This is a genomic window from Stenotrophomonas muris (genome assembly GCF_052751275.1).
On sequence record NZ_CP199879.1, the window covers coordinates 2,376,275 to 2,394,390 of the forward strand.

14 protein-coding genes are annotated in these 18,116 nt (G+C 67.9%); 8 read left to right on the forward strand and 6 right to left on the reverse strand.

Translation table 11 applies throughout. The features are described 5' to 3' along the window. Positions 1-2 precede the first annotated feature (2 nt). Positions 3-728, reverse strand: coding sequence for a two-component system response regulator CreB (gene creB / locus ACUVWL_RS11035; protein ID WP_080376403.1), 726 nt, complete (start codon positions 726-728; stop codon positions 3-5). A 35-nt stretch (positions 729-763) separates the two neighbouring features. On the opposite strand from creB, the gene ACUVWL_RS11040 reads away from it, so the two are divergent. The 4 genes from ACUVWL_RS11040 to ACUVWL_RS11055 all read left to right on the forward strand — a co-directional run bounded on the left by ACUVWL_RS11040 (position 764) and on the right by ACUVWL_RS11055 (position 6,539). Beyond that, the gene (locus ACUVWL_RS11040; RefSeq protein WP_075076203.1) at positions 764-1,621 is read left to right on the forward strand and encodes a 23S rRNA (adenine(2030)-N(6))-methyltransferase RlmJ; all 858 of its coding nucleotides are present in this window, start codon (positions 764-766) and stop codon (positions 1,619-1,621) included. Between the two features lie 95 nt (positions 1,622-1,716). Beyond that, positions 1,717-2,262: a GNAT family N-acetyltransferase gene (locus ACUVWL_RS11045; protein WP_014646444.1), complete on the forward strand. Its 546-nt coding sequence runs from the start codon at positions 1,717-1,719 to the stop codon at positions 2,260-2,262. A gap of 149 nt (positions 2,263-2,411) precedes the next feature. After that, complete coding sequence (gene mfd, locus ACUVWL_RS11050; RefSeq protein ID WP_049441517.1) at positions 2,412-5,876, forward strand: transcription-repair coupling factor; 3,465 nt, start codon at positions 2,412-2,414, stop codon at positions 5,874-5,876. 45 nt (positions 5,877-5,921) lie between these two features. After that, complete coding sequence (locus tag ACUVWL_RS11055; RefSeq protein ID WP_445978344.1) at positions 5,922-6,539, forward strand: HD-GYP domain-containing protein; 618 nt, start codon at positions 5,922-5,924, stop codon at positions 6,537-6,539. A gap of 200 nt (positions 6,540-6,739) precedes the next feature. Here ACUVWL_RS11055 and ACUVWL_RS11060 read toward each other — a convergent pair whose 3' ends face one another. Next, positions 6,740-8,833, reverse strand: coding sequence for a M13 family metallopeptidase (locus ACUVWL_RS11060; protein WP_046429631.1), 2,094 nt, complete (start codon positions 8,831-8,833; stop codon positions 6,740-6,742). Positions 8,834-8,970: 137 nt separating this feature from the next. Here ACUVWL_RS11060 and ACUVWL_RS11065 point away from each other — a divergent pair, with 137 nt between their 5' ends. Further along, positions 8,971-9,432 carry a hypothetical protein gene (locus tag ACUVWL_RS11065; RefSeq protein ID WP_227863652.1) on the forward strand — a complete coding sequence of 154 codons (462 nt, stop codon included), beginning with the start codon at positions 8,971-8,973 and terminating at the stop codon, positions 9,430-9,432. Positions 9,433-9,542: 110 nt separating this feature from the next. Here ACUVWL_RS11065 and gpmA read toward each other — a convergent pair whose 3' ends face one another. Further along, a complete protein-coding gene (gpmA, locus tag ACUVWL_RS11070; RefSeq protein WP_014036448.1) occupies positions 9,543-10,292 on the reverse strand; it encodes a 2,3-diphosphoglycerate-dependent phosphoglycerate mutase in 750 nt (249 codons plus the stop codon). A gap of 93 nt (positions 10,293-10,385) precedes the next feature. Here gpmA and nfi point away from each other — a divergent pair, with 93 nt between their 5' ends. Beyond that, complete coding sequence (nfi, locus tag ACUVWL_RS11075) at positions 10,386-11,060, forward strand: deoxyribonuclease V (protein ID WP_014646440.1); 675 nt, start codon at positions 10,386-10,388, stop codon at positions 11,058-11,060. A gap of 38 nt (positions 11,061-11,098) precedes the next feature. Here the strand turns inward: nfi and ACUVWL_RS11080 are convergent, their stop codons facing one another. Beyond that, complete coding sequence (locus ACUVWL_RS11080; protein WP_014646439.1) at positions 11,099-12,079, reverse strand: cation diffusion facilitator family transporter; 981 nt, start codon at positions 12,077-12,079, stop codon at positions 11,099-11,101. Positions 12,080-12,259: 180 nt separating this feature from the next. Further along, positions 12,260-14,509, reverse strand: a complete 2,250-nt coding sequence (locus tag ACUVWL_RS11085; RefSeq protein ID WP_445978345.1) for a TonB-dependent siderophore receptor — start codon at positions 14,507-14,509, stop codon at positions 12,260-12,262. A gap of 286 nt (positions 14,510-14,795) precedes the next feature. Between ACUVWL_RS11085 and ACUVWL_RS11090 the strand changes: the two genes are divergently transcribed. After that, the gene (locus ACUVWL_RS11090; protein ID WP_032958025.1) at positions 14,796-16,211 is read left to right on the forward strand and encodes a GGDEF domain-containing protein; all 1,416 of its coding nucleotides are present in this window, start codon (positions 14,796-14,798) and stop codon (positions 16,209-16,211) included. A gap of 95 nt (positions 16,212-16,306) precedes the next feature. Here the strand turns inward: ACUVWL_RS11090 and ACUVWL_RS11095 are convergent, their stop codons facing one another. Then, complete coding sequence (locus ACUVWL_RS11095; protein ID WP_414611939.1) at positions 16,307-17,509, reverse strand: MFS transporter; 1,203 nt, start codon at positions 17,507-17,509, stop codon at positions 16,307-16,309. Between the two features lie 89 nt (positions 17,510-17,598). Between ACUVWL_RS11095 and ACUVWL_RS11100 the strand changes: the two genes are divergently transcribed. Beyond that, positions 17,599-18,090: a winged helix-turn-helix transcriptional regulator gene (locus ACUVWL_RS11100; protein ID WP_049441508.1), complete on the forward strand. Its 492-nt coding sequence runs from the start codon at positions 17,599-17,601 to the stop codon at positions 18,088-18,090. The last annotated feature ends 26 nt before the right edge of the window (positions 18,091-18,116 follow it).

Sequence of the window (18,116 nt, forward strand, 5' to 3'; positions counted from 1 at the left end):
GGCTAGACCTCCAGCGCGTAGCCGAGGCCACGGTGGGTGCGGATCGGGTCGTCGCTGGCACCAGCCGCACGCAGCTTGGCGCGCAACGTCTTTACATGGGTGTCGACGGTGCGGTCGGCACTGTCGGCGCTGCTGTCCCAGCCCCGGTCCATCAGCTGCGCGCGGCTGAGGATGGCACCGGGGCGCTGCAGCAGCGCTTCCAGCAACGCGTACTCGTATCGGGTCAGGTCCAGCGCATGGCCGCGGAAGCGGATACGCCGGCCTTCGCGGTCGATGGCGAAGGCGCCATGTTCCTGCCAGCCCGCATCTGCGCCGGGGGCTGCCACGACCGGTGCCACGCGACGCAGGCGCGCACGCACCCGCGCCACCAGCTCACGCGGCGAGAACGGCTTGGTCATGTAATCGTCGGCGCCCAGTTCCAGGCCGAGCACGCGGTCCACTTCATCGTTGCGGGCGGTCAGGAAGATCACCGGCAGCTGCGCCGCCGGCCCGGGCTGCGCACGCAGCCGCCGGCAGACCTCGAAACCGCCCAGGTCCGGCAGGCCCACGTCCAGCACCACCACGTCGATATCGCCGGCCTGCAGCCGTTGCAGGGCCTCGCCGCCCAGCAGGCAGTGGCTGGCGGCATAGCCTTCGCTGCGCAGCGCATAGAGCACGGTTTCGGCGATGGCGGCTTCGTCCTCGACCACCAGGACATGGGCAACGGGAGCTGTCATGGCGCGCAGCATAGCCGCTGCGGCCGCCGCCCCGTACACTGCCGCCCATGAACTATCGCCACGCCTTCCACGCCGGCAACCACGCCGATGTGCTCAAGCACATCGTGCAGCTGGCCCTGATCGACAGCTTCAAGCGCAAGGACAGCCCGTTCTTCGTGCTCGACACCCACGGCGGTGCCGGCCGCTACCTGCTGGCCAGCGAAGAGAGCCGCAAGACCCTGGAGGCCGAATCCGGGATCATGCGGCTGATGGCCCAGCCCAGGCTGCCGGAGGTGGTCGAGCGCTACCTGAAGGCGGTGCAGGCCGACAACCCGGTGGGCGCGCTGACCAACTACCCGGGCTCGCCGCTGCTGAGCGCACAGGCGATGCGCGCGCAGGACCGCATGGCGGTCTGCGAGCTGCAGGAAGCCGAAACGGCCACGCTGAAGGCCCTGTTCGCCCATGACAGCCGCGTCGATGTGCGCCCCGGCGATGGCTATGCCCTGCTGCGCTCGCTGCTGCCGCCGAAGTTCAACGGCAGCAAGATCGGCCGTGGTCTTGTGCTGATCGACCCGCCGTACGAGGCCCAGGACGCCGAGTACCAGGCCGTTCTGGCCGCCCTGGCCGAGACCCTGGCGCGCTGGCCGCAGGCGACCTGCGCGGTGTGGTTCCCGATCAAGCAGCGCCGCACCATCCTGCACTTCCTGCGCAAGGCCACCGCTCTGCCGGTGAAATCGGCGATGACGATCGAGTTCCTGGTGCGCCCGGACGACTCGCCGCTGCGCCTCAACGGCAGCGGCATGCTGCTGCTCAACCCGCCGTGGCAGTTCGACCGGGTGGTCGGCCCGGCCCTGCCGGCGCTGCGCCAGCACCTGGGCGAACCGGGGGCCAGCACCCGCCTGGATTGGCTCAAAGCCCCCGAATGACGGCCTTCACGAGGCTGTACCGCCGTGAGCCTTTCGTTCACGGAATGCAGCCCCGGTGATGCCACAATCGATGGACCACCAAGGAATCACCCGGTATGGCCACTCGCAACCGCATGCCGCCCTGGCATGAGATCTTCAAGGCTCCCAGCGGCCACGAGCTGCTGATCCGCCCCATCCGCCCGGAAGATGGCGCACCGCTGCAAGCGGCGTTCAGCCTGTTCGGGCCGGAAGAAATCCGTGATCGTTTCCTGCAGGCGGTGACCGAGCTTTCGCCGGAAACCACCCAGCGCCTGACCCACCCGAATCCCAAGACCGAGATCACCCTGGTCGCAGCCGAATCCCTGCCTGCTGGCGAAGCGGTGGTCGGCGCGGTCGCCCGGGCCTCGATCATCCCCGGCACCCGTGAAGCCGAGTACGCGATCCTGATCAGCCGCTTCCTCATTGGCCAGGGCCTGGGCCGGCAGCTGATGCGCAAGCTGGTGAAGTGGGGCCGCGGCAAGTACCTGGACCGCCTGTACGGCGACGTCGCCGCCGAGAACGAGCCGATGAAACAGCTGGCCGCCTCGCTGGGCTTCAAGCCGGTCCCGCACCCGGCCGGTGCCGAAGGCCTGGTGCGGATGGTGCTGGAGCTGGACAACTGACAGATGCGCCGGGCCCCGCCCGGCGACGCCTGCCGGTAGTGCCGGCCGCTGGCCTGAACTGCGTTACCCCAACGGCACATGAGGCTGCCGGCAATCGGCCGGCACGACCCACCGGGCTTCGATCGGGCTTCTGCTAAAATCCGGGGTCCATGTCGCGTACCTCATACCCCGCCCCGCCGCTGCCGCGCGCCGGCCAGCTCCGCGCCTGGTGGCGCGCCCCCGCCTCGCCGACCGCCCTGGCCTGGTACCTTGCCCAGGCCGCGCGTGCGCACGACGCCCCGCTGCTGGTGATCGCCCGTGACAACCACGGTGCCAACCAGCTCGAAGCCGACCTGCACACCCTGCTCGGCGGCGATCCGGCCCTGCCGGTGGTCGCCTTCCCGGACTGGGAAACCCTGCCCTACGACCGCTTCAGTCCGCATCCGGACATCATTTCGCAGCGCCTGGCCGCCCTGCACCGCCTGCCCGCGCTGAAGCGTGGCCTGGTGATCGTGCCGGTGCAGACCCTGCTGCAGCAGCTGGCCCCGCGCAGCTACGTGATCGGTGGCAGCTTCGACCTGAAGGTCGGCCAGCGCCTGGACCTGGAAGCCGAGAAGCGCCGCCTGGAAAGCGCCGGCTACCGCAACGTGCCGCAGGTGATGGACCCGGGCGACTTCGCTGTGCGCGGCGGCCTGCTCGACGTGTACCCGATGGGTGCCGACGAGCCGCTGCGGGTGGAACTGCTGGACGAGGACATCGACTCGATCCGTGCCTTTGACCCGGAAAGCCAGCGTTCGCTGGACAAGGTCGAGGCGGTGCACATGCTGCCCGGCCGCGAAGTGCCGATGGATGAAGCCAGCATCGCCCGCGTGCTGGCCACGCTGCGCGAGCGGTTCGATGTCGATACCCGGCGCAGTTCGCTGTACCAGGACCTGAAGTCCGGACTGGCGCCGGCCGGCGTCGAGTACTACCTGCCGCTGTTCTTCGAACGCACCGCAACCCTGTTCGACTACCTGCCCAGCGGCAGCCTGCCGGTGGTCTGTGCCGGTGCGTATGAAGCGTCCGTCGCGTTCTGGGCGCAGACTGCGGACCGCTATGAGCAGCGCCGCCATGATGTGGAGCGCCCGCTGCTGCCGCCGTCGGCGTTGTACCTGTCGCCGGAGCTGCTGCGCGAGCGCCTGAACGATGCCCCGCGCATCGAGGTGTGGGCGGCTGACCATGCGCGCATCGCCGACGCGCACGCGCTGGGCGACCAGCCGCTGCCCCCGCTGCCGGTGGCCGCGCGCGAAGCCCCCGCTGGCGATGCGCTGAAATCCTTCCTCGGCCATTATCCGGGCCGGGTACTGATCGCCGCCGATTCACCCGGCCGCCGCGAGGCGCTGCTGGAAGTGCTGCAGGCCGCCGAGCTGAAGCCGCCGGTGGTGGCCGACCTGCCCAGCTTCCTCGCCGATGATGCGCGCTTCGCGATCGCGGTGGCACCGCTGGAGGATGGCTTCGCGCTGGACGATCCGCGCATCGCGGTGCTGACCGAGCGCCAGCTGTTCCCCGAGCGCGCCGGCAGCACCCGGCGCACGCGCCGTGCCGGCCGCGAGCCGGAAGCGATCATCCGCGACCTCGGTGAACTGACCGAGGGCGCGCCGATCGTGCACGAGGATCATGGCGTCGGCCGCTATCGTGGCCTGATCGCGATGGACGTCGGCGGCATGCCCGGCGAGTTCCTCGAAATCGAATATGCCAAGGGCGACCGCCTGTATGTGCCGGTCGCCCAGCTGCACCTGATCAGCCGCTATTCCGGTGCGTCGGCGGAAACCGCGCCGCTGCATTCGCTCGGTGGCGAGCAGTGGAGCAAGGCCAAGCGCAAGGCCGCCGAGAAAGTACGCGACGTCGCCGCCGAACTGCTGGAGATCCAGGCCCGCCGCCAGGCGCGTGCCGGCCTGGCACTGCAGGTCGACCGCGCGATGTACGAGCCGTTCGCGGCCGGTTTCCCGTTCGAGGAGACCCCGGACCAGCTGGCCGCGATCGACGCCACCCTGCGCGACCTGGCCAGCAGCCAGCCGATGGACCGCGTGGTCTGCGGCGACGTCGGCTTCGGCAAGACCGAGGTGGCGGTGCGTGCGGCCTTTGCGGCCGCCAGTGCCGGCAAGCAGGTGGCTGTGCTGGTGCCGACCACGCTGCTGGCCGAACAGCATTACCGCAACTTCCGCGACCGCTTCGCCGATTACCCGCTGAAGGTCGAGGTGCTGTCGCGCTTCAAGACCACCAAGGAAATCAAGGCCGAGCTGGAAAAGGTCGCCGCCGGCACCATCGACGTGATCGTCGGTACCCATCGCCTGCTGCAGCCGGACGTGAAGTTCAAGGACCTGGGCATGGTCATCGTCGACGAGGAGCAGCGTTTCGGCGTACGCCAGAAGGAAGCGCTGAAGGCGCTGCGCGCCAACGTGCACCTGCTGACCCTGACCGCCACGCCGATTCCGCGCACGCTCAACATGGCCATGGCCGGCCTGCGCGACCTGTCGATCATCGCCACGCCGCCGCCGAACCGGCTGGCGGTGCAGACCTTCATCACCCAGTGGGACAACGCGCTGCTGCGCGAAGCCTTCCAGCGCGAGCTGGCGCGTGGTGGCCAGCTGTATTTCCTGCACAACGACGTGGAAAGCATCGGCCGCATGCAGCGCGAGCTGTCCGAGCTGGTGCCGGAGGCGCGCATCGGCATCGCCCATGGGCAGATGCCCGAGCGCGAGCTGGAAAAGGTGATGCTGGATTTCCAGAAGCAGCGCTTCAACGTGCTGCTGTCGACCACGATCATCGAGTCGGGCATCGACATCCCCAACGCCAATACCATCATCATCAACCGTGCGGACCGTTTCGGCCTGGCCCAGCTGCACCAGCTGCGTGGCCGCGTCGGACGTTCGCACCACCGCGCCTACGCGTACCTGATCACGCCCGACCGCCGCGCGATCACCCCCGACGCTGAGAAGCGCCTGGAAGCGATCGCCTCGATGGACGAGCTGGGCGCCGGCTTCACCCTGGCCACGCACGATCTGGAAATCCGCGGTGCCGGCGAACTGCTCGGCGAGGACCAGAGCGGGCAGATGGCCGAGGTCGGCTTCAGCCTGTACACCGAGCTGCTGGAGCGCGCGGTGCGCAGCATCAAGCAGGGCAAGCTGCCCGACCTTGATGCCGGCGAGGAAGTGCGTGGTGCCGAGGTCGAACTGCATGTGCCGGCACTGATCCCGGAAGACTACCTGCCGGACGTGCATACCCGCCTGACCCTGTACAAGCGTATTTCCAGCGCGCGCGACAGCGATGCGCTGCGCGAACTGCAGGTGGAGATGATCGATCGCTTCGGCCTGCTGCCGGATGCGGCCAAGCACCTGTTCGCCATCGCCGAGCTGAAGCTGAAGGCCAACACGCTGGGCATCCGCAAGCTGGACCTGGGCGAAAATGGTGGCCGCATCGTGTTCGAATCCAAGCCGAACATCGACCCGATGGCGGTGATCCAGCTGATCCAGAAGCAACCGAACCTGTACGCCATGGAAGGGCCCGACAAGCTGCGCATCAAGCACCCGCTGCCGTTGCCGGAAGACCGCTTCAACGCGGCCCGCGCCCTCCTGACCACCCTCGCCCCGGGTTGATCGCCCCCCGAACACCCCGCACCGGTCCCCACCCGGTGCGGGCGGATGACCATGTTTCCTGACGCCGTACCCGCCCCCGACCTGCTGCACGCGCACGCCTGCCTGATCGATGCCCTCTCGATGTCGCTGCAGATGCGCGACGCCTACACCCGCCATCACTGCGACCGCGTCGGCCTGTTCGCGCAGCGGCTGGCCGCGCACTGCGATCTCGACGACCAGGCCTGTGCGCAGGTCGGCCTGGCCGCGCGCTTCCACGACATCGGCAAGATCGGCATTCCCGACGACGTACTGCTGGCACCGCGCCGGCATACCGATGAGGAGCGCGCGATCATGCGCGAGCATCCGGTGCGCGGCGAGCACATCTTCCTGGCCACCGGCCGCAGCGACGCCGCGCCCGTGGCGCGGCTGATCCGCGCCCATCACGAAGCCTTCGATGGCAGCGGCTATCCCGATGGGCTGCGCGGCGAATCCATCCCGCTGGGCGCGCGCATCGTCACCATCGCCGATGCCTACGATGCGATGACCAGCGTGCGCCCGTACCGCGACGCGATGGAGCACGAAACCGCGTTGCGGATCATCGATTCGCAGTCTGGAGGGCTGGTGGATCCCTACGTGCTGCAGCGCTTCCATCGCATGCTGGCGCGGGAGCCGGAGCTGGCCTGAGATCTTCCGGAAGGTGAAACGACCCGTCGGTAGAGTCGACTGTCAGTCGACTGCTCTTCGTCCAGATCGCGAAAATCCCGCGCTGCGCGCGATAGTCGACTGACAGTCGACTCTACCAGTCGGCGCTGCGCTACCGGCCTGGAAGACAAAAGGCCCGGCATTTGCCGGGCCTTTCGCATCACGCAGTCACGGGTGATCGATTACCAGATCACCACGCGCTTGTCGTCGGCACGCACCATCGCGTCGCCGGCCTTGCACTGGAATGCAGCGGCATAGGACGGCATGTTCGACGGTGCGCCGTTGGCACGGAAGTTGGCCGGGGCGTGCGGATCGGTGTTCAGGCGGACGCGCAGCTCACCATCGGTGAAGTTGCGGCGCCACACGGTGGCCCAGTTCATGAAGAAGCGCTGGTCCTGGCTGTGGCCATCCACTTCGACATTCGCCTTCGGGTCTTCCTTCAGCGCCATCTGCAACGCGTCGTAGGCCACGGTCAGGCCGCCGAGGTCGCCGATGTTCTCGCCCAGGGTCAGCTTGCCCTTCACGAACACGCCCGGCACCGATTCATAGCCGTCGAACTGCGCGACCAGCTGGTCGGTACGCTCGGTGAAGGCCTTGCGGTCGGCGTCGGTCCACCAGTTGTCGAAGTTGCCGTTGGCGGCGAACTGGCTGCCCGAGTCGTCGTAGCCGTGCATCATCTCGTGGCCGATGACCGCACCGATGCCGCCGTAGTTCAGCGCCGGATCGGCCTTGGCGTCGAAGAACGGTGCCTGCAGGATCGCCGCCGGGAACACGATCTCGTTCTTGGTGGCGTTGTAGTACGCGTTGACGGTCTGCGGGGTCATGCCCCACTCGGTCTTGTCCACCGGCTTGCCGATCTTGTCCAGCATGTAGCGGTAGTTGAACGCACGCGCCGCCTGCATGTTGCCCAGGTAGCTGTCGCCGTTGGTCTGCAGGCCCGCCCAGTCACGCCACTTGTCGGGGTAACCGATCTTCGGGGTGAAGCTGGCCCACTTCTCCAGGGCCTTCTTCCTGGTTTCTTCGCCCATCCACGGCAGCTGCTCCAGGCGCGCCTTCAGCGCCTGCGACAGGTTTTCCACCAGGTGCTGCATGGCGACCTTCGACTCGGCCGGGAACACGGCGTCGACGTACAGCTGGCCCAGGGCCTCGCCCATGCCACCGTTGACCGACTCCAGCACGCGCTTCCAGCGCGGCTGCATTTCCTTCTGGCCACGCAGGGTGGTGCCATAGAAATCGAAGTTGGCCTTCTCGAACTGGCTGCTCAGGTACGGCGAGGCGTCGTCGATGGTGTGGAAGCGCAGGTAGGCCTGCCAGGTGCTGGCCGGCACATCGGCCAGCATCTTGTCCATTTCAGCGAAGAAGCCCGGCTGGGCCAGCGAGAACTTCTGCGCGGCCGGCACCTTGAGGGTCTCGAACAGCGCGGTCCAGCTGAAGTTCGGGGTCAGCTTGTCGGCCTCAGCCGCGCTGAGCGGGTTGTAGCGCTTGGCCGGGTCACGCATTTCGATGCGCGACATTGAGGCCTTGGCCAGGCGGGTTTCGAAGGCCATCACGGCCTTCGCCTGCTCGGCGGCCTGCGCCGCGTCCACGCCGGACAGGGTCAGCACCTGTGCGATATAGGCCACGTAGGCGTCGCGGATCTTGGCCTGCGCATCGTCGAAGTAGTAGCCCTTCTCCGGCAGGCCCAGGCCACCCTGGCCGACGTAGGCGATGACGTTGGCCGAATCCTTGTAGTCGGCATTGGCGAACAGCGAGAACAGCACGCCCTTGCCCTCGGCCTGGCTGTCGCGCAGGTACCGGGTGATGGCGGCGGTGTCGTTCAGCGCGGTGATCTTGTCCAGCTGCGGCTGCAGCGGCGCCAGGCCGGCAGCTTCGATCTTCGCTTCATCGTTGCCGGTCTTCCAGATGTCACCGATCTTCGCTTCCACCGAGCCCGCCTTGGCCTGGCTGGCGGCGGCCTGCTGCACCAGCGCGTGCTGCACTTCCAGCGAGCGCTCGCGCAGGATCTCGAAGCTGCCCCAGGTGGTCTGGTCGCCCGGCACCGGGTTGGCCTTCAGCCACTTGCTGTTGACGAAACCATTGAGGTCGGTACAGGCCGGAATGGCCGGATCGAGGTCGGCGCTGTTGAGCGAGATCAGCGGCGTCTTGATCTGCGACAGGTCGAAGGCCGGCTTGGCGTCGGCACTGGCCGCCGGGGCGGTTTCGTTCTTGCCACAGGCCGCCAGTGAGGCAGCGATGGCGATGGTCAGGCCCAGCGGGACCAGGTTGCGGACGTTCATGAGGCTCTCCTGCGGGTAATTTCACAGGGTAGCCGCGGGAGCGACGCTGGGGACCGGCCAAAGGTCACGAGCGCATGGCGCGGCTCCGTCTGCATGCCGCTATGCTCTGGCTTCCGCGATCACTGGACTTCATGACCATGGACGAAGCTGCGCTGCTGCAGGCCATCGACGCTTGTGAGTGTCTGTTCCTGGCGGGCATCGGCGAGCCGGAAGCGAATCGTCTGCGCCTGGTCGTCGAGGAAGGCCTGGTGGTCGGAAAGCCCTCCCGTGTGGAGCTCGCTCATGGACGTTCAATCGATGATGCGCGTGCGATAGAGGTGATGCCCCACTCGCAGCGTTTTGAGCTGATCTGGGACCACTACATCAGCTACGCCGTGCACAACGAGTCCTACCAGAGCTGGGACGACGCCGAAACCTGGAGCGGCAACCTGTTCCGCCGCTACAGCCGTTCGAAATTCCTCGATTATCTGGACCATGCCACCTTTGCCGATGTCAGTTACCCGGGCCCATTCACGCACTATCAGGTGATATGCCAGGAACACGTCATCGACATTGCCGCGTTGCAGCCGCCGAAGGTGCGCCGCATGGATCCCTCGTAGCTGGCTGATGCAGCCCCCATGGCTTGGCTCTACCGGGTTGCGACAGCGCCGGCCGAGCGTGGGCTCGGCTCGACAAAAGCGAAGGCCGGCTTGCGCCGGCCTTGTGCTTCTTACTTCGCCTTGCCCTGGTTGGCCACGGCTTCGGCGGCCTTGCGCGCTGCTTCCGGGTCGCCCAGGTAGCGGAACGACTGCACGGTCAGGTCGTCGTTCAGTTCGAACAGCAGCGGGATGCCGGTCGGGATGTTCAGCTCGAGGATCTCCTCGCGCGAGACATTGTTGAGGTACTTGTACAGCGCGCGCAGCGAGTTGCCGTGGGCAGTGACCAGCACGGTCTTGCCGTCCTTCAGCTGCGGCGCGATGGCGTCGTGCCAGTACGGCAGCACGCGGTCCAGGGTGGTGGCCAGCGACTCGGTGCCCGGCAGCGCGTTGCGGTCCAGACCGGCGTAGCGGCGGTCATGGATCGGGTGGCCCGGATCTTCCAGGTCCATCGGCGGCGGCGGGATGTCGTACGAACGACGCCAGACCTTGACCTGCTCTTCGCCGTGCTTGGCCGCGGTCTCGGCCTTGTCCAGCCCCTGCAGGCCGCCGTAGTGCCGCTCGTTGAGGCGCCAGGACTTGTTCACCGGCAGCCAGTCCTGCTCCAGCTCGGCCAGCGCACCCTGCAGGGTGTGGATGGCACGCTTGAGCACGGAGGTGTGGGCGACGTCGAACTGCAGGCCTTCCTCGCGCATCAGGCGACCGGCGGCGGCCGCTTCCCGGCGCCCCTGCTCGGTCAGGTCGACATCGACCCAGCCGGTGAAGCGGTTGTCCAGGTTCCACTGGCTCTGGCCATGGCGCAACAGTACGAGTTTACGGGTCACTGCAGGGTCTCCAACGCGAGGAAAGGCAGGCCGCCATTGTAGCCCGGCCGCCGCTCACCGGGCCGTGGCGCCGCCCGTGCGATGCTGTGACCGATGAATACGGTGATCGATCCCGGATGTTGGGAAGGCAGCGTCTCCGCGGCACGCGCGCAGCAGCTCCAGCTGGCCGGCCGCGTGGAGCGCCAGGACCGCCTGCCACGCGACGTCCGTTGGCTGGCCGGGCTGGATGTTGGCTTTGAAGACGACGGCGCCATCACCCGCGCCGCGGCGGTACTGCTGGACGTGGAGACGCTGAAGCCCGTGGCGCAGGAGATCGCGCGCATCCCCACGGTGATGCCCTACATCCCCGGCCTGCTCAGCTTCCGCGAGCTGCCGGCACTGCTGGCCGCGCTGGCGCTGCTGCCGCGCACGCCGGACCTGGTGTTCGTCGATGGCCATGGCATCAGCCATCCGCGCCGGCTGGGCGTGGCCGCGCATCTGGGCGTGGTCACCGACCTGCCCAGCATCGGCGTGGCCAAGTCGAAGCTGGTGGGCCGGTTCGTCGAACCGGGCGCCGAGGCCGGTGCACATGCGCCGCTGCAGGATGGCGACGAACAACTGGGCTGGGTGCTGCGCAGCAAGGTGCGCTGCAAGCCGCTGTTCGTGGCCGGCGGCCATCGGGTCAGTGCCGATACCGCGCTGGACTGGGTGCAGCGCACGCTGCGCGGTTACCGGCTGCCGGAACCGACCCGGCTGGCGGATCGGCTGGCCTCGCGACGCGACGAATGACCGCACCGGGCATTCCCCGGTGCGGCTTTCATTTTCATTCAATGATGCACGTGGCCGCGATGGCCCTGCGCGTCCTCACCGTGGTCGTGGCCTTCATGGCCCTGCTGCGCGCCGCCCTTTGCCGACGCCGGTCCAGCGCAGGCTTCACCACAGTGGTCCGCTTCGATCTGCAGCGTCACGTGTTCGATGCCGAAGTCATCGTGCAGGCGCCCGCCCAGCTCACGGCGCAGCGCATCGGCGTCGGTGCCGTCGCGCATCACGATGTGCGCGGTCAGCGCCGGCGTGCTGGAGGCCAGCGCCCACACATGCAGGTCATGCACGTCCAGCACCGCAGCATGACCGGACAGGCTGTCGCGCACCTTGGCCACGTTCATGCCCTTGGGCACGCCTTCCAGCAGCACGTTGATCGCCTCGCGCATCAGCACGTAGGTGCGCGGCAGTACCCACAGGCCGATCAGCACCGCCAGGATCGGGTCGATCGGCTTCCAGCCGGTCCACTTGATCAACAACGCACCGGCGATCACCGCCACCGAGCCAAGCATGTCCGCCCACACTTCCAGGTAGGCGCCCTTCACGTTCAGGCTCTCGCCGCTGCCGGCCTGCAGCAGGCGCATCGAGATCAGGTTGATGACCAGGCCTGCGGCGGCGATCACCAGCATGCCCGAAGATGCGATCTCCTGCGGTTCGCGGAAACGACCGATCGCCTCCCACAGGATGTAGGCGGCGACCACGAACAGCATGGCGCCGTTGATCATCGCGCCCAGCGCTTCCAGGCGTGCATAGCCGTAGGTGCGGCGCGCGTCCGGCGGGCGCCGGCTCAACCGCACCGCGACCAGCGCGATCATCAGTGCCAGTGCATCGGTGGCCATGTGTGCCGCGTCGGACAGCAGCGCCAGGCTGTTGGTCCAGAACGCGCCCACCACCTCGATGACGAGGAAGGTGGAGGTCAGGCCGAGCGCCCACCACAAGGGTTTCTCGTGGCGGATCTGGGATGGCAGGTGATCGTGGTCGTGGCCCATGGCAACAGCTCCTTTGCGATGCGGTGCAGGCTACGCCGTGCTGGCGGGGGAGACTATTACGGTGTTTATAACATTGCAGCCCAGGCGATCCCTCACCGTGCATGGCCCGGCGCTACCGGAGCGTGGCCGGCAGCGCCAGGCCTGGCCTGGCGACCGCAGCGGACCGGCGTCCGCGTGCGGTCAGAACCCGAAGCGCAGGCTGGCCCAGTACGCGCGGCCCGGTTCGTTGTAGGTCGCCGCACCGGCATCGCTGCTGTTGGCCTCGCGGAACAGGCGCTTGTCGGCCAGGTTGTTCACGCCGAAGCCGAAGCTGACCGTCTCGGTCACCCTGTAGCGCGCGCTCACGCCCCAGATGTTGTAGGCACCGCGGTCCTGCAGCGCGATCGAGGGATCGCAGCTGCCGGTGCAGCGCGGATCATTGTTGATGTTGGCGGTGGCCGGTTCCTGCTTGCCGTAGAACGTGCCGGTCAGCAGCACCGACAGCTTGTCGGTGGCCTGCCAGTCCAGCATCGTGTTGACGGTGTACTTCGGGATCACCGACAGCGGCTGGCCGGTGCTCTTGTTCTCGTTTTCCACCATGTAGGTGAAGTTGTTGCTCCATTTCAGGCGATTGCCCTGCTCGCCCAGCAGCGGGATCACCAGGTTGCCTTCAAGCCCCTGCACGATCGCCTTGGGCGCGTTCTCCCAGCGGAAGATGCGGCCCTTGGAGTCGGCGGTCAGGCCAACCTGGGTGTAGCCGGCCTGGATCTTGTCCTTGTAGTCGTTGTGGAAGTAGGTCAACGAGGCCTGCCAGCCGCTCTGCGGTGCCCACTCGATGCCCAGTTCCTTGTTCAGGCTGGTTTCCGCCTTCAGGTCCGCGTTGCCGCGCATGTAGCAACCGGCACCCAGGCTCGGCAGTGCATTCGGGCAGCCGTTGCCACGGGTGTAGTACAGATAGTCCGGATTGGACTGGTACAGGTTCGGCGCCTTGAACGCGCGGGCGATGCCGCCCTTCACCACCCAGTCGCTGTTGATGCGGAACTGCGCATTGAGGCTGGGGCTGGTGTTGTTGCCGAACTGGCTGTGGTGGTCGAAGCGCAGGCCCGGGGTGACGATCCAGCGCTCACCCAGGTAGATGTTGTCTTCGACGAACACTGCGGTGGTCTGCGCGTCGGCCTTGCCCCGCGCGCGATCGGCCGACAGCCCCGGGATACCGCCGCCGCTGCTGCTGGACTGGCTCATCGAGTACGGGTCGGTCAGGCGGCTGTCCAGGTATTCAAAGCCCAGCGTCCAGATGTTCTCGGCGCTGCCCAGCGAGGTCGGGAAGCTCACTTCGCCATCCAGCTGGTAGTTGCGCAGGCGCGAGGTCGACCAGTCGGTGCCGTTGAAGCTGCCTTCCGGGCCACCGGCCAGGCCTTCATTGATGCGCGAGTTGTTGACCGCTTCCACCGCGGCGGTCACCCGCGAGGTCACGTCGCCCCAGCGGCCGCGATGGGTGATCGCGCCGGTGTTGCGGTACATGCGGTTGGTTTCCGCTTCGCCGTCGGCCAGCGCCGCCAGGTCAACGCCGGTCGAGGTACCGGTAGTGCTGACCGCGCGGTCACCGGCGTAGATGTTGCCCTGGCGGCTGGTGCCGGCTTCGAACTCCACCACCTGGTCGGCGGTGATGTCCCAGCGCAGCAACGCGTTGACGTCGCGGTTCTTGACACCCTCGCGGCCAGCCGGCGGCACCGCGTTCGGGTTGGTGGCGTACTGGCGGTTGAGGTCCAGTGAGTCGGCGTCGGTCTTGTTGAGGTTGCCGTACAGGCGGAACGACAGGGTGTCGGTCATCGGCCCGCTCAGCTGCAGGCCGACGCGCTCGCTGCCGCCTTCGGCGCTGTGCTCGGGCACCAGGCCATACAGGTCGACCGCGCCGGTCAGGTCGCCGGTCGGGCGCTTGGTGATGATGTTGACCACGCCACCGGACGCACCGGAGCCATAGCGTGCCGCCGCAGGGCCGCGCAGCACTTCGATGCGCTCGATCATTTCCGCCGGCACCCAGTTGGTATCACCGCGGGTATTGCGCTCACCGCTACGGCCCATGCGCACGGCATCACGCGCACCGATGCGCTTGCCGTCGACCAGGATCAGGGTGTTTTCCGGGCCCATGCCACGCAGGTCGATCTGGCGGTTGTTGCCGTACTGGCCCGAGGCGCTGTTGCCGGTGAGGTTGACGCCCGGCATGGTGCGCAGCAGCTCGGCGATGTCGTTGGCCGGCGGGCGCTTGGCGATGTCCTCGGCGGTGATGGTCGAGGTACCCAGTGCCTGGCGGGCAATCTGCGAGGCGGTGACATGCACCGTGTCGATATCGGTGGCATCGGTTTCGGCCTGGGCGGTCAGGGCGCTTCCCGCCAGCAGGGCGGCAACGGCGAGCGCCAGCGGGCGCGGCGAAAGGACAACGGCAGGAGACATGATCTGGACCTTCTGGCAGGGCAACGGGGCCTCTGGCAAAGGGCTTGAGGCAACGACGAGGGGGAGGCGGAGCGTCGCTGCAGTCGCCTGCGGGCCGATCCGTGCGCGCATTCTCCCATCAATGCGAGTGATTCTCAAATGCGTTCACTCATTGCCGCCGCGGCGCCGACGTGCTTTGCGCGCCGTGCAACCCTGCATCGCGCATAAACTGACCGGCCAACCCGCCATCAACCGTGCGCCACCGCGGCCGATACCCGTGGTTTGCCGTACGCAGTCAGAGATCGACGTGGAACCACCCCAACTGGACGATGCCAGCCAACCGCTGGCCGAGGCCTGGCAGCACTGCCTGCAACAGGCCGGCCCTGCCGCCACCGCGCTGCTGCACGCCGCCGCCGCCGATGCCCCGCCGGCGCTGGCCCAACGCTTCTACGAGGTACTGCTGCAGGACGGGCGTGCACGCCGCTTCCTGTCCCACGATCAGGTCAAGCAGCGCCTGCAGCCGGCCATGCAGCGCTGGCTGGTGCAGTTGCTGACCACCAATGCCGACGGTATTGCCGGCGCCGTTGCCTCGCAGCGGGTGATCGGCGATGTGCATGCCCGGGTCGGTATTCCGGTCGACCTGGTCACCCGCGGCGCGCGCGTGCTCAAGCACGAACTGTTCGTGCGCCTGCACGACGACGCGCCCGACAGTGCCACTGCGTTCGCCGCCATCGACTGCCTCAGCGCGATCATGGACATCGCCATGGAAGGCATGACCCTGGCCTATACCCATGCACGCGAGCGCTCGACCCGCGCCGATGCTGCGTACCGGCTGTTCTCGCTGGTGCAGAACGTCGGCACCGAACGCGAACGCCAGCGCGCACTGCTGCTGGACTGGGAGAACGCCCTGCTCTACGCGCTCGCTGGCCACGTACAGGCCAGCGACAGCGCCAGCCTGGCCACTTCCGAGTTCGGCCTGTGGTTCACCCACAAGGGCATCCCCAGCTTCGGCGAGAGCAGCGAGACCCGGCAGGTCGGCCAGCTGATGGCCCGCATCGACAGCAACCTGCAGCGGGCGAGCAACGATGCCCCGGCACAACGACTGGCGGTGCTGCCGGCCATCCGCGAGGACCTGGCCGCCATCCGCACCCTGATGACGCTGCTGTTCGAGCGCATCGGCGAGCTGGATGCCGGCAGCGATGCGCTGACCAACCTGCTCAACCGCCGCTTCCTGCCTACCGTGCTGCGCCGGGAGATCGAGCTGGCCACGCGCAACCGCACGCCGTTCTCGCTGCTGCTGCTCGACCTGGATCACTTCAAGGCGATCAACGACGGCCACGGCCACGACGCCGGGGACCGCGCGCTGCAGCACGTCGCCGGCCTGCTCGGCCAGCTGACCCGCGGCAGTGACTACCTGTTCCGCTATGGCGGCGAGGAGTTCGTGGTGGTGCTGGTCGCGGCCAGCGAATCACAGGCCGCGGTGATCGCCGAAAGCCTGCGGCGGCAGATCGCGCAGTCACCGGTGGCATTGGCCAACGGCCAGGTACTGGCACTGACCGCCAGCATCGGCGTAGCCGGCCATGACGGCCACCCGGACTACGAGCGGCTGATGGCACGGGCCGATGCGGCGATGTACGAGGCCAAGCGCAGCGGCCGCAACCGCGTGGTAGTGGCCAGCGCGGACCTTGAGGAAGCACCGGGACGGCGTGCACTGCAGCGATGACGACAGGACAGGTAGAGTCGACCGCTGGTCGACTATCGCACGCAGCGCGGGATTTTTCGCACGCGGGGCGAAGAGCAGTCGACTGACAGTCGACTCTACCGACAGTCGACTCTACCGATTCGCCCGCCAGCCGATGCATTGGACGCCACCACCCGCCATGCTGCCCACCACAGCAGCGCCAGCGCCGCGATGCCTGCACCCAGCAGGCACACGGCAGGCCAGCCATGCCGGGCCTGCATCCAGGGCCCGGCAGCCGCACCGGCACCACTGCCCACTGCATAGAACAGCATGTACAACGCCACCAGGCGTCCATGCTGTTCTGCCGGTGCACGCAGCAGCAGCGCCTGGTTCGATACGTGCAGTGCCTGCCCACCGAGGTCGAGCACGATCACGCCCAGCAGCAGCAACGACAGCGACTGCGGCAGGCCCAGCAGCGGCCACCACGCGGCCAGCATCAGCAGCAACGCGCCAAGACTGACCCGACCGGCGAAACCGCGGTCCATCCAGTGCCCGACCCGCGCCGCCATCAAGGCGCCCACTACGCCGGCCAGGCCCAGTGCGCCGATGGCCGCGGTGGACCACTGCAACGGCGGCGCCGACAGCGGCAGCGGCACCGCCGCCCAGAACACGTTGAGGCCAGCAAACAGCAGCAATGCCAGCGGCCCACGCTCGCGCAGCGCGCGGTCCCGGCGCAGCATGCCCAGCATCGAACCCAGCAGTTCGCGCCAGCGCGGTGGTACCGCCGGCACCGGCACCGCCGGCAGACGCCGCCACAGCAGCACGGCCAGGGCCGCCATCAGCGCTGCCGACAGCAGATAGACCGCCCGCCAGCCGACGGTGGCCGCGACCGCGCCCGATACAACGCGCGCCAGCAACAGGCCGATGAACACGCCGCCCTGCACCACGCCCACCAGGCGCCCGCGCTGCTCGGGCGGCGCAAGCGTGGCGGTATAGGCGATCAAGCCCTGGGTCAGCGCGGTGCCCAACAGCCCGGCCAGCAGCATGCCCGACAACAGCCAACCGGCCGTGCGTGCCGCTGCCAGCCACAGCAGGGCCAGCACCAGCGCCATCAACTGCATCCGCAGCAGGCGTCGCCGGTCACCGCGATCGGCGAGCGGCAGCAGGCCCAGCAATGCCAGCACACTGCCGGCCTGGGTTGCCGCCAACACTGCGCCCGCCACGGCACGGTGCAATGCGAAGGCCTGTGCCAGCCGATCCAGCAGCGGTTGCGCGTAATAGACGTTGGCAACGCTGGCGCCGGCCGCGACCGCGAGCAGGGTCAGCAATGGGCGGGACATCGATGCGCTCATGATGTAGTTGCAATTTGAAACTTGATGCAGGCTATCGTCATTGGTTTTAAACTGCAACCACATTCGGAGGCCACAGCATGCACGCCAACAGTCCCTGCCCCGTTGCCCGCAGCGCCGACCTGCTCGGTGATCGCTGGGCACTGCTGGTGATCCGCGATGCCTTCGACGGCGTCACGCGCTTTGGCGACTTCCAGCGCAGCCTCGGCGCGGCGCGCAACATCCTCAGCGATCGCCTGCGCAGGCTGGTCGAGGCCGGCATCCTGCAACTGCAACCGGCCTCCGATGGCTCGGCCTACCAGGAATACGTGCTCACCCACGCCGGCCAGGAACTGTTCCCGCTGCTGGTCGCGCTACGCCAGTGGGGAGAACGCCATCGCTTCAGCGCCGGTGAAGCCCATTCGCAGTTGATCGAATCCAGCACGCGGCGACCACTGCCCTACATGCAGCCACACGGGCGCGACGGTCAGCCGCTGCAGGCCGCCGCCACCCGCGTGCGCAAGCTCAAGGACGACCGGCGCGGCGCCTGGTCCGCCCATTCGCGCACACCACGATCCGGCCGCGCCGGTTAGCATCGGAGGTTTCCGCCGCCGGACGC